Annotated in this window: 20 protein-coding genes; 4 read left to right on the top strand and 16 right to left on the bottom strand. The window is 36.3% G+C overall.

What is annotated here, in order from left to right:
• Positions 1-157 precede the first annotated feature (157 nt).
• Positions 158-610: a hypothetical protein gene (locus AC2HW8_RS07850; protein WP_303666695.1), complete on the bottom strand. Its 453-nt coding sequence runs from the start codon at positions 608-610 to the stop codon at positions 158-160.
• Between the two features lie 375 nt (positions 611-985).
• Here AC2HW8_RS07850 and AC2HW8_RS07845 point away from each other — a divergent pair, with 375 nt between their 5' ends.
• The 3 genes from AC2HW8_RS07845 to AC2HW8_RS07835 all read left to right on the top strand — a co-directional run bounded on the left by AC2HW8_RS07845 (position 986) and on the right by AC2HW8_RS07835 (position 3308).
• The gene (locus AC2HW8_RS07845) at positions 986-2341 is read left to right on the top strand and encodes a sodium-dependent transporter (RefSeq protein ID WP_484327389.1); all 1356 of its coding nucleotides are present in this window, start codon (positions 986-988) and stop codon (positions 2339-2341) included.
• 435 nt (positions 2342-2776) lie between these two features.
• Positions 2777-3145: a recombinase family protein gene (locus AC2HW8_RS07840; protein ID WP_306527694.1), complete on the top strand. Its 369-nt coding sequence runs from the start codon at positions 2777-2779 to the stop codon at positions 3143-3145.
• Positions 3078-3308, top strand: coding sequence for a DUF4368 domain-containing protein (locus AC2HW8_RS07835; protein WP_242985671.1), 231 nt, complete (start codon positions 3078-3080; stop codon positions 3306-3308). The genes AC2HW8_RS07840 and AC2HW8_RS07835 overlap by 68 nt, the downstream gene beginning before the upstream one ends.
• Before the next feature lie 688 nt (positions 3309-3996).
• On the opposite strand, the gene AC2HW8_RS07830 is transcribed toward AC2HW8_RS07835, so the two are convergent.
• The 10 genes from AC2HW8_RS07830 to AC2HW8_RS07785 form a co-directional block, all read right to left on the bottom strand.
• Positions 3997-4575, bottom strand: a complete 579-nt coding sequence (locus tag AC2HW8_RS07830) for a hypothetical protein (RefSeq protein WP_484327388.1) — start codon at positions 4573-4575, stop codon at positions 3997-3999.
• On the bottom strand, positions 4559-5215 hold the full coding sequence (locus AC2HW8_RS07825; RefSeq protein ID WP_015524127.1) for an ATP-binding cassette domain-containing protein: 657 nt from the start codon (positions 5213-5215) through the stop codon (positions 4559-4561). The genes AC2HW8_RS07830 and AC2HW8_RS07825 overlap by 17 nt, the downstream gene beginning before the upstream one ends.
• 14 nt (positions 5216-5229) lie before the next feature.
• Positions 5230-6141 carry a hypothetical protein gene (locus AC2HW8_RS07820; protein ID WP_117524779.1) on the bottom strand — a complete coding sequence of 304 codons (912 nt, stop codon included), beginning with the start codon at positions 6139-6141 and terminating at the stop codon, positions 5230-5232.
• A complete protein-coding gene (locus tag AC2HW8_RS07815) occupies positions 6063-6764 on the bottom strand; it encodes a hypothetical protein (protein ID WP_015524128.1) in 702 nt (233 codons plus the stop codon). Before AC2HW8_RS07815 ends, AC2HW8_RS07820 begins: the two co-directional genes overlap by 79 nt.
• Positions 6754-7578 carry a hypothetical protein gene (locus tag AC2HW8_RS07810; RefSeq protein ID WP_101029352.1) on the bottom strand — a complete coding sequence of 275 codons (825 nt, stop codon included), beginning with the start codon at positions 7576-7578 and terminating at the stop codon, positions 6754-6756. Before AC2HW8_RS07810 ends, AC2HW8_RS07815 begins: the two co-directional genes overlap by 11 nt.
• 18 nt (positions 7579-7596) lie before the next feature.
• Positions 7597-8289, bottom strand: coding sequence for a DUF4352 domain-containing protein (locus tag AC2HW8_RS07805; protein WP_101070937.1), 693 nt, complete (start codon positions 8287-8289; stop codon positions 7597-7599).
• Between the two features lie 120 nt (positions 8290-8409).
• Positions 8410-8871, bottom strand: a complete 462-nt coding sequence (locus AC2HW8_RS07800) for a DUF2712 domain-containing protein (RefSeq protein ID WP_015524130.1) — start codon at positions 8869-8871, stop codon at positions 8410-8412.
• Between the two features lie 142 nt (positions 8872-9013).
• A complete protein-coding gene (locus AC2HW8_RS07795) occupies positions 9014-9340 on the bottom strand; it encodes a hypothetical protein (RefSeq protein WP_484327387.1) in 327 nt (108 codons plus the stop codon).
• Between the two features lie 86 nt (positions 9341-9426).
• Positions 9427-10128 carry an RloB family protein gene (locus tag AC2HW8_RS07790; protein WP_484327386.1) on the bottom strand — a complete coding sequence of 234 codons (702 nt, stop codon included), beginning with the start codon at positions 10126-10128 and terminating at the stop codon, positions 9427-9429.
• Positions 10129-10132: 4 nt separating this feature from the next.
• On the bottom strand, positions 10133-11488 hold the full coding sequence (locus AC2HW8_RS07785) for an AAA family ATPase (RefSeq protein WP_101070935.1): 1356 nt from the start codon (positions 11486-11488) through the stop codon (positions 10133-10135).
• Between the two features lie 570 nt (positions 11489-12058).
• On the opposite strand from AC2HW8_RS07785, the gene AC2HW8_RS07780 reads away from it, so the two are divergent.
• Positions 12059-13114 (top strand): sodium-dependent transporter, encoded by a 1056-nt coding sequence (locus AC2HW8_RS07780; RefSeq protein ID WP_484327385.1) that lies wholly within the window; start codon positions 12059-12061, stop codon positions 13112-13114.
• 145 nt (positions 13115-13259) lie between these two features.
• Here the strand turns inward: AC2HW8_RS07780 and AC2HW8_RS07775 are convergent, their stop codons facing one another.
• The 5 genes from AC2HW8_RS07775 to AC2HW8_RS07755 form a co-directional block, all read right to left on the bottom strand.
• A complete protein-coding gene (locus tag AC2HW8_RS07775) occupies positions 13260-13733 on the bottom strand; it encodes a flavodoxin (RefSeq protein ID WP_046433678.1) in 474 nt (157 codons plus the stop codon).
• A 20-nt stretch (positions 13734-13753) separates the two neighbouring features.
• Positions 13754-14188, bottom strand: a complete 435-nt coding sequence (locus AC2HW8_RS07770; RefSeq protein ID WP_296640718.1) for a cupin domain-containing protein — start codon at positions 14186-14188, stop codon at positions 13754-13756.
• 20 nt (positions 14189-14208) lie between these two features.
• Positions 14209-14715, bottom strand: a complete 507-nt coding sequence (locus AC2HW8_RS07765; protein WP_021884110.1) for a flavodoxin — start codon at positions 14713-14715, stop codon at positions 14209-14211.
• Positions 14716-15083: 368 nt separating this feature from the next.
• Positions 15084-15542: a transcriptional regulator NrdR gene (gene nrdR, locus AC2HW8_RS07760; protein ID WP_295024058.1), complete on the bottom strand. Its 459-nt coding sequence runs from the start codon at positions 15540-15542 to the stop codon at positions 15084-15086.
• A gap of 99 nt (positions 15543-15641) precedes the next feature.
• Positions 15642-16994: a D-alanyl-D-alanine carboxypeptidase family protein gene (locus AC2HW8_RS07755; RefSeq protein WP_484327384.1), complete on the bottom strand. Its 1353-nt coding sequence runs from the start codon at positions 16992-16994 to the stop codon at positions 15642-15644.
• Between the last annotated feature and the right edge of the window lie 11 nt (positions 16995-17005).

The raw sequence follows: 17005 nt of genomic DNA, 5'->3' as shown, positions 1-17005 counted from the left end.
AAACAAGACACATTTCTATCGAAATTCATTTTAATCTCAAACCCATCCCGGAGGTGGAACAGGTCACTGCCTGACCTGTCCCGCCGGGACGGTTCTCTTAACAACACCATATAGATTTTTTGTACGCCGCCGCCCGCCATCGAGCAGAGTTTTACACCTAATTGGGGATAAAACAGCTTAACACAGGGGATTCATCAAGAGTTTTTCCTGCAATAACACTGCGTTTTTCATCTCCCAATAATGACCATATATAAATATGGGTATCTCCTTTATCATCAATTCTGTTCTGAAATTCTTGATTTGAAGTTTGTGTTACACTGAACGAATCATTTCTGATTCCTTCAAGAGGAAAAATATCAACTACATGCTCAGTATTTTTAATACTTTCTATAACATTATCGTCAAGTTTGCTTAACCAAGGGTCAACCTCAAGTGTTCTTGCACGATAATCCTCTTTATACTCATTTACAGCTTTTGTGACGGTAATTGAAAATGCCGAAATCAAGGTTATTGATATTACAAGCAATGCGGAAACAATTTTTATTCCCTTTTCATTTTTATTTATCTTGGCATTTGCTTTTGCAAGAAAATTCACATTCGTTAATTTCATTATCAAACTCCAAATATATGTTTTATGTTTTATATTGTATTTTAATTATAATTTCTGTTTCATTAATTTTCAATATAGATATAGCATTTATTACACTTTTATTACATTTTATAGCAGAACTTTGTTATTTCGGAGAATTTTGTCACAAAAAAACACAAAGTACTGTTAAAATACTTTGTGTTCTTAAATATTATTTTAAAGAATTAAAATACAATCGTTATTTCGAACCTTAAACAAGACTTAAATGTTTCTGTCAATAAAAGTATACAAAGCTTTTTAATCCCTGTCAAATTGCATAAATAAAAAGTTTATTCCTTGAAATATCGGTGAAAAGTTTGTATAATTAAAGTGACAGTATTTTTAAGGAGAATATTTATGCAAAGAGAAAATTTTAAGTCGAGAACAGGTTTTCTCCTTGTAAGTGCAGGCTGTGCGATTGGCATAGGCAATGTCTGGCGCTTTCCGTATGTTACGGGCGAAAACGGCGGCGGATTGTTCGTGCTTTTTTATCTTGCATTTCTTGTGCTTATGGGAATTCCCGTTCTGACAATGGAGCTTGCAGTCGGCAGAGCAAGCAGAAAAAGTGCCGTATTAAGCTATAAAACACTTGAAAAGCCAAAGAGCAAATGGCACATTCACGGTTGGCTGTGTATGATAGGCTGTTACCTTTTGATGATGTTTTACACGCCTGTTTCGGGTTGGATGTTAGATTACTTCTATAAATTTGCAACGGGAACATTTAAAAGCGGAATGAACTCAGAACAGGTTTCGGGAGTGTTTAACAACCTTATGGCATCGCCTGTTGAGATGATTATATGGCTTGCGATAATCGTTGTATTCGGATTTTTTGTATGCAGTCGAGGACTTCAAAAAGGCATTGAAAAGGTCAGCAAGGTTATGATGGTTGCGTTGCTTGCACTGATTATTATTCTTGCAATCAACAGTATGATGCTTTCAAATGCGGGAGAAGGCTTGAGCTTTTATCTTGTTCCCGATTTTGGAAAGGTTAAAGATGTAGGACTCGGCAAGGTAATCACCTCTGCAATGAGTCAGTCGTTTTTCACACTCGGACTCGGAATCGCATCAATGGAAATTTTCGGCAGTTATATGAACAAAGACCGCACGCTTTACGGTGAGGCTGTTCAGATTTGTGCATTGGACACTTTTGTTGCAATTGTTGCCGGACTTATCATCTTCCCTGCTTGCTTTTCATTTGGCGTTCAGCCCGACCAAGGACCTGCCCTTATTTTTGTGACGCTTCCGAATGTTTTCGTAAATATGACGGGCGGTCGGATTTGGGGTACGCTTTTCTTTCTGTTTATGACATTTGCAAGCTTTTCAACGGTTATTGCCGTATTTGAAAACCTTGTTGCTTTTCTTACCGACACATTCGGCATGAGCAGAACAAAGGCGTCAATCATCAACGGAATTATTATGTTCTTTGCGTGTCTGCCGTGTATTTTCGGATTCAACATTTGGAGCGACTTCAACATTCTCGGCAAGGGTGTGCTTGACCTTGAGGACTTCGTTGTCAGCAACCTTCTTCTTCCGATCGGCGCAATGGTTTACCTCCTGTTCTGCACAACAAAATTCGGCTGGGGCTTTGACAATTACTTTGAAGAATGTAACACGGGTAAAGGTCTTAAACTTTCAAGAGTGCTGAAGCCGTACCTTAAATACGCACTCCCCGTGCTGATTGTTATTGTGTTCGTTCAAGGCTTTATCGGGTAGGATTAGCAATCCCCTACGGCTCAAATTGTGCAAATTTGTACAATGTTACATTCCTATAAAATAACATATAAAACTAAAAACTGTACAACCATATTCGGCTGTACAGTTTTTTGTTATCTTGTGTTACCTTTTAGATGTGGATTTGTTTTTGTAACATAACCGTCAAATCAGTTGCTACACTTACGCTCGGGCATAGTATGCTTTTGATATTGCAAACTATCTGCACGAATCGGGAAAGCCGACAACCAACTCGGCTATTTACGGTTACAAGAAAGACCCGAACAACAAAAATCATTGGCTGATTGATGAGGAAGCGGCTGCAGTCGTCCGCAGAATTTTCCATTTCACAATAGAAGGCTGCGGACCTTATTACATATCCCGCACGCTGTTTGATGACAAGGTTGAAACCCCGGCTGTTTACTTTACAAAAAAGGAATTGGAATAAGGAAAAACAAAAAGGAGTTTACCCACCCGTTCAGTTGGAGCGGATATGTTGTCCGCAGTATTCTTGCAAAACAGGAATACTGCGGAGACACCGTAAATTTCCGTACGCACAAGGAATCATATAAGGACAAAAGCTCAGTGAAAAATCCGCAGGAGAACTGGCTGATATTCAATGACACGCACGAAGCAATCATTGACCGAGAAACTTGGGAGCTTGCTCAGAAACTGACAAAAACGCCGAGACGTGTTGACACCACCGGAGTGGCGAATCCGCTGACGGGTCTTGTTTATTGTGCCGATTGCGGTGCAAAGATGTATAACCACCGATTTTTCCGAGCTTACTACGCCGATGATAAATGAGTTTATCGACAAAATTTTAGTTCACGCTCCGTATTATATTGACGGAGAACGTATGCAGGAGGTTGAAATCTATCTCAATTTCATCGGCAAGTTTGAAATTCCTCAACCTCAGCTGAGCGAGGAAGAAATTAAGCGGCAGAAGCAGCTGAAACAGCCCGTCTAAAAAGCAGGGAATGCTATCAGTTGATAAAGGCGAGAAAACACAAGGTTGGCGAGCCGTTTTCACTTAGCTGCAAGGGCTGTGACAAGGTATTTGAATCCAAGCACAGCAATGCTTTGCTAAGATTGTGCAGGCTCAGTCAACAGATCACCACCAACCCTGCGTGAAAGGCTGATAATCATCAACTATCATATTCGACACACTCAAACCGGCAAGTGGAGCATAACGGATTATTCAAAGTCTGTAAAGGAAACTTTGGCGCGGTATAAAGCCGCCGTAAAGCAGATAAACGAAAAGAAAAATGAACGGAAGGGACTTCAAAATGAAAAGAAATCCACTTCCGTTTTTAATATCGCCGCACAGTGAGATTGACGGCAAACTGAATGATGAAATCAATGTGCAAGCTGCCCGTGAATATGCCCGCCGCCGTTGCAACCAAACTCAGACGAGAAATACAATGCGGCACGAACACAAGAGAAAAAACAATAGTTTACCGTTAAAAGGAAATTTAAATATTTTTTCAAGCTTGAACAAGAAACGGATTACGACACCTTGCTGTATTGCAGTTTTGCGTTAATCAGATTTTCGTCATGATTATACAACGAGGCAACTTTTCAATGTCCAAGTAATTCAGCACTAATTATGCTAAACCAACATTGTTATTTATTTGACCAATTTAAATATCTTGAATTTAATTAAATTTGACTTCTGACATTATTTTTTGAGGATATAAAGATGATACCAAATAATACGTTCTGTTTCTAATATTGGTGGAATCATAATTGAGAAATTGTTCAGAAGAGATAGGAACGGGTGCAATAAACGTTTTTTGTTCACCTTTTGAAAGTTTAATATACATTCCACAATCATTGTAATACATAACGAGCGGGTAATAAAATTGTAATGAAAAAGCACCTGATTCAATATGAAAAGCTGTTAAATCAACAGTTATTTCATCATCTGTTGTATTGGAAATTATAATTTTTATTAAGCCAAGATTCAAATCTTCACTTTTCAAATAGTCAGAATTTTCTTCCAAATATTCTGATAAATCATCATCATTCATAATGTCCATACGCTTAAGCATGTATGTATCTGTTATAGTGAATTTTGCATTTTGACAAACAAATGAATCGCCCATTTTATATACAACTTTTTCGTTTTGCGGATATTTTGAATTGATACTAAAAAACCTAATGACACCACATATACATAATACTGTTACAATAAGGAGCGTTACAATAACTTTTAAATTATTTTTCTTTCTCATAAAGACTATCTCTCCTGATGATTTTACCCTGCGCTAATTCTATAGTTTCGTCGCAAAGAGCGTTAATCTGATTTTTGTCATGACATGACAGCAACACAACTCTATCGGGAACTTTTGCGGACAAAATCATTTTTTTGACATTTTCACATGAAGCTTCATCCAACGCATTAAAAGGTTCATCTAAAACAAGTATTTGAGGGTCTTCCATCATCGCTGCTGCTATTCCAAGTTTTTGTTTCATACCAAGTGAATATTTTCGGAAACTCTTCTTTTCGTTTGGGTCAAGCCCTACCATTCTCATAGTATCCACTATTTTTTTATCGTCTATTTTCTTTTGTATTTGAGCGAGAATCTTCAAATTTTGAAAACCGGAGTACTCAGAAATGAACCCCGGATTTTCAATTAAAGCCCCAACACTATCAGGAAACGATATGTCTTTTCCTATGATTTTGTTATTTATTTTTACAAAACCACTGGTAGGTAAAATCAGTCCGCAAATTGCACGCATAAGCATAGTTTTCCCCGAACCGTTCTTACCTACAAAACCGTAAATTTTTCCTCCGGAAAGTGATAAATTTATATTTTCCAGTACAAGATTTTTTGATAACTTTTTTGTATAATTACAAATTTCTATATTCATAAATCTCTCCTACTTTAAATAATGTTTTTTCTTTTGATAATTGGCAAGCCTAAAAATAAACATATAACGATTATTAAAAAGGCAACCTCCAGTTCTGTATATATTGATATATTATTTATGGCGCAAAAATCAGTTCTTATCAACATTGAAAAGTTAAACGGCAAAAATTCGCTGCAATAAAACACAGATGTGGTCATAAGGCAGACTATCATCAAAAACGCGACAACAGGTCCAAATGTAATACTGATAATTGCATCAAATGTCATGTGACAAGTTGTAATCATCCAAGGTAACAGTACTGAGGAAATGAAAATTTCTGTCATACTTTTTCCATAAGTGCTTAGCTCCAAAAATTCTTCAGTTATTAAACTGTTTTGAGTTAATGAAAAATTACCGGAAAACAATGTAAAAGCTGTCGAAATTACAAAAAACAGTAAATAGTACAAAGTTGAAGAAACAACACACCAAACTATTTTACTCAACCACCATAAATATCGGGATTTTACCCGCAAAATAAAGGTATCGGCACTTGTCTGCAAATCGTTTGTAATGTATAATCCCACAAACAAATAAGGAAGTACATTAAAAGAAAACCACGTTATGGGAATATCTACACCCTTATTTGCCTCCGGATCAAAAGGGTCACATCCGGCAAAAACATTCATAAAAAAATCCAGAACACCGCAGTCTACAACCGAATTATAATCACTAAAATATAAGCTAATATTATGCCAATACACGAAATCAATAAATATGAACAGCAACGCAGCAAAAATAAAAAATTTACGATTATGTATGATTCCCTCTGTTATATCATGCGAAAGCAAACGAAAAAAAAGACGAACTTTCAATTTAAAAAATCCTTTCTTTTCATGAACAATAAATTTAGTACGAATACTATAATTGTCCCAAAAATCAAGAGCCAAAAGTCAATATTCCAATCACCATCAAATGAAACTGCAATACATGTTGTGACCGTCACTAAGAACGGAAATACTTTGTTTATTATACAGCCAAAAGCACATATTAATTCAGAAAAAAATATTGTAGGAATTAAAAGACATACAAAAGTTTTCATCACTACTTTTGCAAAGCCTACATTGCTTATGCATCCTTCACACAGATAATAATAGCTTTCATATGAATTCCAATTAATTACTGTTCGTGAAAAAAATCTCGACATACCAAGAACTGCGACGAGGAATAAAATGCAAAAAGCCACAGAAAAAGCAAGAACTTTCAAACTATTTCTGACAACCAATGTATTTCTAAATCTAAAGCGAATATAGGCATTTGTAAAGTTACTGTTTTTTTCGGAAAATATCGTTGAAAGTAATGCGGCGGTTGGTACAAAAAAGATAGTTGTCGTGTGACCCCCGGCGGCTTCCACAAAATCTGCCATACATATGTTGTCTGTTATATCCATCATATTTTTTTTTAAAAAAGCAAAAAAGTAAAACAATACAAAACTGCAGAGTAAACAGAAAACAACCAAATATTTAAAATATGTCATTGCAACAAAAGTTTTTCTACACGCTTTAAAAAACATCTTTTTTCGCTCCAATAAAATAATACGGAAAAAATGAAAGGCAAAAGAAAATCAAAAATAAAATTGTTACAGAAAAGGTAGTCCCACTTTCACTTGTAGTCGTGACAAGATTTCTGATACTGTAGGCATCAAATCCCAACATTTCAAGACAAAATGATGAAAAAATGTAAATGAAAAAAGGAAAAACAAAAGTCACAAATTTTCTGTTTAAAAAGAATGTAATAAACAATGACAAACTTGCTGTTACTCCCGAAAACAAAAATGTGATAAAAATATATATCGATGTATATAATAACGGTTGCACATAAAATAAATCAGCCCACTTATACGCAGGATATATGTTAGTAAATGTATAAGATGCTTCAGGAAGCATTGTCGGTAAAAATATTGAAGAAATGAGAAAACTAAGAACCATTGGAATAGCAACCACGCAACCACCACTTACGAAAACAGCTATGTATTTTGCCACAAGATAATATTTTTTCTTGGCACGAACGCACACATTTCTTGCATATCCTCTGTTTATATCATCATAAAAGGAACTTCCAAATGGCAAAGTGGCGAGAATTGGAATAGCCATATAAAAAATGTTTTGCTGAAGATAGATATTATGACTGCCAATCCAGTTTGTATATGAAATTTCAAAAAATCCCATTAAATTTTCATCATTTAAAAATTCAGAATTCAACTGCACACAGTATGGTATTCTTTCAATCGAATACCATGTTACCAATGCTAATGAAATTAGCAAAGAAATTAAAAACAGCCTGTTTTTAAAACTTCTTTTCAGTTCGAATTTAATCATTCTTTGCATTTTATCATTCTCCATTTATTATTTTTCGGATTTGATGACTTGCATAGTTCCTTCTCCTAAAGGATTGCCTGAGAGCACTGTCATCAAATAAAGTTGGTCTTTGTACTCATTAAGTTGTTTGTCCTCAGCAACATATGCTACATTAACATTCAATTTTTTACCGGGTTCAAGTTTTTCTACAAAATAATTTTTTGAAGTCTTTTTCTCACTTGAATTAAAACTTCGTGCTTCGTTATATCCACCGTCTGTACCAAAATGCAAAAGTAAGCTGTTCAATGATACCTCCACATTTTCATTTCCTTTATTCATCATTGTAATGTTAAGCACTACATATGAATATTCATTTGTAATATTTCCTTGGCTATCTTTAATTTCATCCCAGTCCTCAAATGTGTCAAATTCGGGAAGTTCTGCTTTGTTTTTTGAAATGCTTATATCATTTAATTTAACATAAATGCTTGTTCTATCGTCGTACATAGTATCGTATTCAGCACCTTCCTCAAGCAGAACACAACTTTTTGAGCCCAACGCTGAATTTTCTGTGGAAGAGATATTACTTCCATTTGCAACCTGTGTGTTTTTTGCATCAGCATTAGTGTATATATCGTTGATGTCAATAATATCGTTTTTTATCAAGTATAAGATGGAAACTATTATAGATGAAGCACAGATGATAATCAAAATAATTACGGTTGTTATTTTTTTATTCAATATATAAACACCTCTATAAGCAACTCCCTACCGCAGTCTAAAAGTCATGCTCTGCGCGCATATATAAAGTCAAAACTTCATTAAAAGGCACAGAGCATAACTTACAAAGCCACAAATATTTTATATGCTGTCAGGACTCCATGCTATGTGGTAACTCACAGCTTCCTTATTCATAATGTAGCCCAAAGTAGCATATTTATAGCCGTCTTCTTTAACATAGTTAGGCAAATAATAATATGTACCCTTTGGTAAATTTTTCATATTCTTAGTTGCCCCATTATAGCTCCATGAACCGTAATATCTGTCTACAGTTTTTACGGAGGAAGTATTCTTATTATTTGTACGCTGAACCCAAGCACTCAGAGAACCTCCTGATGTGCTCTTGTTTTCGCACCAAACAGATGTATAATCTTTCTTCTCACGCCAAATAGATCTGCACGGAGTACCTCCGTTGTTACTTCTCGCACTAATGTTGATAATTGTATCTGAAACATTACCGGCAGAGAATACTGAAAAAGTAAGAGCAGACATCAAAGAAAGAACGACCATACCCAACACAATCATCTTTTTTAGTTTCTTCATCTTTTATCTCCTGTTAATAAAAAATTAAAAGTTTTCAAGATTTGAAATATTAAAACACCGGACTCACTTCATCTCCATTATAGAATATAGTGGTTCAGTTGTCAAGACAAAAAATCTAATCATTTTATAGTGAACTGAACCACTATAGTAGAAGTGGTCTATCATAATATTTATTATCCTGTTTGATAGGTTTTGGAACAACTACAACCTGTTTACCTGTGATTGTTTCCACCACTTCAATAAAGCTATAACCTTTAACCTCAATTAGATAATTGAGAGCTGTTGTACCTCCAATCCCACGAGAAAGCCACATCCATTTTCCGTTTGAAATTTTCAAGCTATCGTGTGTTCGTGTGGTGTAATTGTTCTTATCAAGTCTTACAAGTTCGTGTGGCTCAAAGTTTTTAAGAATGGTTAGCAAGTTCATTTTCTTTGCTTCAAGCACTACTTTAGGGTCTATATATGGCACTTATTCATACCTCCATTTCTGTTATTTTATCGCAAAAAGAAAAGCCAAGAAATTTTTATTTCTTGACTTAACTCTTTTGCGTATTATTAAATTGCTTTGTTATTGCGAATATCATTGATTATCTTTGCAATGTTACAAGTTACCTGTCCTGAGCATTGGTGGATATCTTCATTAATTTTGCATTCTTCAACGATTGCAAAATCAACTTGCTTAACCAGTTCTCCTATAGATTTATTTTTCTTTGGATTAATACCAGACACCTGAGTAAACAAATTTCTTATATATCTTTGATTTCCTACCTTTTCGTTAGAAATTATCTCCTTTTCATTTGGTTTAATATATTTCTCATAAGCATCTTTATAATGCAAAAGTAAAAACAATTCAAATGCAGGATTAGATATACCAAGTATATTATTATTTTCTCCAAATGCTACAACTTCATCAAAATTCTTAACTTTTTCTTCGAAAATATCTGCATCAAAAACGATAATCATCCTATCCATTTCAGCATCAAAAGATATATCTGAGTTAAGTTTTTGCTCCTCGGCAAACTCTATAAGTCTTCTGGGGAAAGATATATTCTTATCTTGTTGAGTCTTTTCGAGAAAGCAAATATCAATATTAGGATTAATTCCCAATTCTTTTTTATAGTCAACCAGCTTTTCGAAATACCACGTTTCAGTATTTGCACCTTCACAAATAAAGAAATACTTTCTATAAGGCTCTATAGCCTCATTTGTGTCGCTCTTTCTTTGATTCCAATTATAATAACTTCTTACCGGTGCCATATATTTATTCCTCCGTCAAATCAAAATTAGAAAACACAGGAATTGCACCATAACGCCCCTCAAGATAAGCTTTGCTCAATGTTTTATCATATCTTTCTTTGAACTTATCCAACGAATAAACATTACTTGTGTTATTTCCATCTCTTTCAACAAACCATATTTCATCACGTCTAAAAAGCTTTTGCTCCATAATAGATGCTTCGTGGGTTGTAAACAACAACTGAGTTTTATGGCCTTTATGGAAATTCATAAAAAGCTCAAGAAAATGTTCTGTAAGTTTTGGATGAAGACTTCTTTCTAATTCATCAACAACATAAATAATGTCATCGTTTTTGTTAAGTAACATATCGAGTAAATCGAAAATTCTTCTTGTACCATCTGATTCTTCATCGAAATTAAAATCATAAAATGATTTTCCATGATAGAGTTTCAAAGTAGATACAATCGGTTCATCGTCATCCAAAGTAACAGTAAAAAAGCTTTTGTCAGTTCTCATGGTCATTCGTGCCGAAGAATATAATGACTTGTGAGCCATCTTGTTTCGTATGTCCTTCATAACTAAATCAAAAACCTTAGCCGGTAAAGCTTTTCTAAATTCCTCAAAATCAGTTTTTTCAACTCTAACTTTATCAATACCAATATCAAAGGTTTTTATTAATTTATTGATTAACTCTAAGGATGTTTCATCATTATAATATTGAAAGTTATCAAAAGAAGTATTAGGCTTAACGATAATTATGTTTTGTGATAACCAACTATAAACCTCCTTGAAGAAAACCAGCTTGGAGTCTTCAGAATATTTTTTGTTTCTATTCATTTCCGTAAGAAACAAAATTGATTCATTACCATCAAAATCATCAGTATATGTTTTGAATTTTGCTTCATCAATTTTGTTTAATTTTACATCTTCGCCCAAGTGTGGAAATTTTTCTTCTTCATTTCTTTCAAATAAACATTTTGCATTACCATTTTGATAAAGCTCATATAACCACTCAGATGTGATTCTTCGTTGATTTAATAAAGCCGTAAAACCATAAGCATAGAATTTATCACCAATCGTGAACTGAATTTCAAACGAGCTATTCTTATTTATATTTTCTTCCTTACATTTACAAAACCATTTTGTAGCTACCATAGGAATTGTATCATTAAGCGTACTTTTCAAAAACCAAAAAAAATCAATAAGATTAGATTTACCTGCCGCATTAGCACCATAGATTACTGCGTATTTAAGTATATTCGTACTTTTAATTTTAACCCTATGATCAGTGCCTTTTTGAATTTTTGTAGAAGAAATCATAGTCATCTCTGTTGGTTCAGAAAACGATTTAAAATTCTCAACTGTCACTTTAATAAGCATTATCAATCTCTCCTTCTTATTTAATATTGTAAAGGAGAATTACAAAAAAGTCAATATGTATCCGTTTATTTGGAGAAATTTTCTCTAAATGACCTATTTATCTCGACAAACTTAACCATAGAGCGATTGTTTTTGATGAATTTTACATTTCATCTTGTTCGCTTTCTTTTCTTGTATCTTGTTTTCGATTCACCCTCATCAGGCTCACCTGTAACAATCTCATTTTCTTTTTACAACTATCACCTCTTCTTAATTTTTACTAAAAATTGTTTTTATCACCTCACTTTGGTTATACGGTGAATATGTTATTGGTTTAGCATATATTTTTTGCATAGTGTTATTATATATCACATTATGCAAAGTTGTAAATATAATTTTGAACGTTGTTTTATTTTTGTAAAATCTGGCAATATAAAATACTTATATTTATACAAATTACCTGTTAATAGACTTTTACGACCTAAATTTGGGTATAAAAAAAGAGCCTACTGGCTCGTAACATAACTATTTATAATTCGACATACTTCTTTATGTATAATTTGTTTTGACTCATACGATGGTACACTTTTAGTGAACTACTCACCTGTTTCGGGGTGGATGTTAGATTACTTCTATAAATTTGCAACGGGAACATTTAAAAGCGGAATGAACTCAGAACAGGTTTCGGGAGTGTTTAACGACCTTATGACATCGCCTGTTGAGATGATTATATGGCTTGCGATAATCGTTGTATTCGGATTTTTTGTATGCAGTCGAGGACTTCAAAAGGGCATTGAAAAGGTCAGCAAGGTTATGATGCTTGCGTTGCTTGCGCTGATTATCATTCTTGCAATCAACAGTATGATGCTTTCAAATGCGGGAGAAGGATTGAGCTTTTATCTTGTTCCCGATTTTGGAAAGGTTAAAGATGTAGGACTCGGCAAGGTAATCACATCCGCAATGAGTCAGGCATTCTTCACACTCGGACTCGGAATCGCATCAATGGAAATTTTCGGCAGTTATATGAACAAAGACCGCACGCTTTACGGTGAGGCTGTTCAGATTTGTGCATCGGACACTTTTGTTGCAATTGTTGCCGGACTTATCATCTTCCCTGCTTGCTTCTCATTTGGCGTTCAGCCCGACCAAGGACCTGCCCTTATTTTTGTGACGCTTCCGAATGTTTTCGTAAATATGACGGGCGGTCGGATTTGGGGTACGCTTTTCTTTCTGTTTATGACATTTGCAAGCTTTTCAACGGTTATTGCCGTATTTGAAAACCTTGTTGCTTTTCTTACCGACACATTCGGCATGAGCAGAACAAAGGCGTCAATCATCAACGGAATTATTATGTTCTTTGCGTGTCTGCCGTGTATTTTCGGATTCAACATTTGGAGCGACTTCAACATTCTCGGCAAGGGTGTGCTTGACCTTGAGGACTTCGTTGTCAGCAACCTTCTTCTTCCGATCGGCGCAATGGTTTACCTCCTGTTCTGCACAACAAAATTCGGCTGGGGCTTTGACAATTACTTTGAAGAATGTAACACGGGTAAAGGTCTTAAACTTTCAAGAGTGCTGAAGCCGTACCTTAAATACGCACTCCCCGTGCTGATTGTTATTGTGTTCGTTCAAGGCTTTATCGGGTAGGATTAACAATCCCCTACGGCTCAAATTGTGCAAATTCGTACAATGTTAGGTCGGGCAAACAATAGTATATAGAACAAAAACTGTACAACCGAAAAAGGCTGTACAGTTTTTTTATTTTTGCGGTAGAACCGCATTACAGAAAGGCTTATTTAATTGAATCAATCCATTTTTGAATTTCAGACTTTGGTGTACGCAGAACCGATTCATCAAAACGGATATTCATTCCCTGCTTTACATCGGCTGTACCGCAGGCATTTGCAAAATCTTTGAATGTGTGACCAATCCAACCGCCGTTGGTTGCAAACGGATAAACCGTCTTGCCCGAAAGGTCATTTTCCTTGAGAAATGTGTGCATTGCAGGGGCAAAAGTGTACCACCAAACAGGTGTTCCGAGAATTACCTCGTCATACTTGCTAAGGTCAATATTAAGCGGTTTTATTTTGGGACAATATCCGCTGTTTACTTCATCCTGTCCTTGATTTACAACCGAGTTGTAGTCTCCGTCATACGGAACAACAGTTTCGATTCTTGCAATGTCAGCACCCGTGCTTTTCTGAATCATCTCGGCAATGCTTTTTGTGTTGCCACGATAGGAATAATAAACGATAACTTTTTTCATATTCAGAAACCACCTTTCGATTAACCGAGTTTATTATATTCTTCATCGGTTACGGGTTCACACCACTCGTTTGAACATTCTTCGCCCGGCATTTCGGTTGCGATGTGTGAGAACCAGCTGTCCTTTTTAGCACCGTGCCAATGCTTAACCTCGGCTGGAATTACGATTACCTTACCCGGTGTAAGGCTTACAGGCTCTTTGCCTTCTTCCTGATACCAACCCTCACCTGCTGTGCAGATGAGGAGCTGACCGCCGCCGCTCTTTGCGTGGTGAATGTGCCAATTGTTACGGCAACCAGGTTCAAATGTTACATTTAAAAGGTGAAGTCCGTCCTCTGGCTTTGTAAGTGGATTTAGGTATGACTCTCCGATAAAATATTTTGCATAAGCTGTGTTGGGAGTGCCTGTGCCGAATGCATTCTGCTTTTCAAATTCATACTTGTCTGCAATTTTCATAATATTATCTCCCTGTGCAATTAAATTTTTTTAATCCAATCATTAACAATGCCTTCTGCCTTATCGGCATCACTTCCGAACACGGGAAGTCCGTTTGTTACGGTTGCACCTTTGGCAGTATTTTTAATATCATTGACTGTGTTTGAAAGTCCGCTTCCCTCGTGAGTGCAGAACGGATGAATTGTTTTGCCCGTAAAATCAAATGCTTCAAGGAAAGTATAAACCGCCATAGGCATTGTTCCGCAGTAGTTTGGATAGCCGAGATAAATTTCATCGTAATCGTCAAGATTCGGCAATGAAACAAGTTCGGGTCTTGCCTTTGATTTAAGGTCTTTAACCGACTGAGCAACACATTCCTTGTAGTTTGCGGAATACGGAACTTTCTGCTCAATTTTAAACATATCGGCTCCTGTGAGGTCTGAAATCATTTTTGCAACCTTTTCGGTGTTGCCGACTTTTACATAGCGGTACTGACCGCCGAAATAATTTTCATCTGCTCGTGAATAAAATGCAATTAACTTTGCCATTGTAAATCTCCTTTGTTTCAGAATTTTTACTATTTTTCAGTTTGTTTTTTACTTTACAGGAATATATTACACCCTGAAGTTGACTTTAAGTCAAGAGGCATTTTTGATTTTTTCGTATAATTTTTAATTAACTGCATAGGTTGCTTTCCGTACAACACTCTTAGATTAAATATTCTGCTGTTACTTGTGGGCATCCGATGAACTCCTCTATTTAAAATTGCAAAAGCAATCGCTATACTTACGCTCGGGCATAGTATGTTTTTGATATTGCAAACTATCTGCACAAACGGAGAGCGACGGTACATCGCAAAAAAATACTGTACAACCGAGAAAGGCTGTACAGTATCGGAATTATTCTTTATAAGAAACTATTTCTTTTCAGTAAGAAGCTTATTGAGTTCGTACATAAAGGTGTTAATATCCTTGAACTGGCGATAAACAGACGCAAAACGGACATATGAAACCTCGTCAATATTCTTGAGCTGATCCATTGCAAGCTCACCGATTTGCTTTGAAGTGATTTCACGGTCAAGGCTTGACTGAAGCTGAGCCTCAATATCATTGACCATATTTTCAATCTGTTCAATTGAAACGGGACGCTTCTCACAGGCACGGAGAATTCCGCCTGTAAGCTTGTTGCGGTCAAAAACCTCACGGGATTTATCACGCTTAACAACAATTATCGGAACAGTTTCAATCACCTCATGTGTGGTAAAGCGTTTGCCGCATCTCAGGCACTCTCTTCTTCTGCGGATTCTTTCGCCGTCATCGGCAGAACGAGAGTCGATAACCTTGCTTTCTTCATAACTGCAATATGGACACTTCATATGAAAACCTCCGAATAATTATTCCCTAAAATAATTATAACATACCGTTTTCAAATTTCAAGTATCGAAAATTTACAATTTAATTACACTTTTATTGCATCAGAGATTGCGGTAATGCTTAACATTTCTCTTCTTTCTTTTACGCTTACCGTGAATTTTTGAAATAATAAGGTAAATGATGAGAACGAGAATGATAAGAGCGATAATCACGATAAACCAATAGGACTGGAATACTGTGCCGATGATGTTGAACACATAGAGAATTCCGCTGCGTTCAATCTTTTCGCCTGCAACAACATTAACCTCGGCAAGCTTCTGCTTTTCGCTGTTTGCATCTGCTTTGTAATAGATTGTTGCCTTGCCGACTACCGAGCCTTTGTCAAGCGGTGCGTCAACGCTTTCGGGAACATCCTGTTCAATAATTATATTCTCATCTGTGCAGTCTTTCGGAACAATTGCACTGAGGTCGGTTTCGGGATAAAGCAATGTACTGTTTTTGCCCCATGCAAGGTTAACCTTTACTTCGCAAAGCGGCTTTGACGAGGTGGCTACCGTGTTCATTTCAAGACTTGTCAACGCCCAGCGGAAAAGGTCTGCCGCATCGGTCATTGTTGCGTAGTCCTCGGTCACACCTTCCTCATACGGTGCGTGAAGGAGAATTGCCATATATGAATAGCCGTCTGCCGACGCTGTCGTTACAAGACATCTGCCTGCCTCGTTAGTCGTACCCGTTTTGATGCCCTTTGCATACATATAGTAATACTCACCGCCACGGTTGGCATCAATGAGGTAGTTGGTTGTTACAAGGGCTGTATCGTCACCGTCACAAGTGTATGTACAGGTATTTGTGATTTCTTCAAAGCGAGGAAGAGTGAGAGCATAGGTTGTGATTTTGTACATATCACGGGCGGTTGTATAGTGGTCGGGATCGTGAAGTCCGTCAGGATTTGCAAAATGAGTGTTTTCGCAACCGAGATCCTTTGCCTTTTCATTCATCAGCTTGACAAAGTTATCAACATTGCCTTCTCCGATATAATCGGCAAGAACCATTGCGGCATCATTACCCGAGGGAACCATCATGCTGTAAAGCAAATCGATTGCAGTCATACTCTTGCCGACATGATTTTCAACATTTGCAAGGGAACTGCCTGTGTTTTTGAGAACATCAAGAACCGACTGCTTAATCGGAATTTTTGTATTATCAAGATCGGCAATGTTTTCAACCGCAATTATGTAGGTCATAATCTTTGTTGTTGATGCAGGGTAACGCTTTGAGTCGGCGTCTTTTTCATACACGGTCTGACCTGAATCCATATTTACAAGAAGGATTGAGTCCGACTCGGTTTTTACATCATTAGGATAGGACGCAGCGCCTGCCGATGTGAAAGCGGAACAGATAATGATGCAAAGCATACAGAGAAGTGAAAGTGTTTTGGTTATGGTTTTTCTCATTTACTTAATTC

Source organism: Ruminococcoides sp. (assembly GCF_057037865.1).
This window is presented reverse-complemented; position numbering and strand designations above follow the sequence as displayed.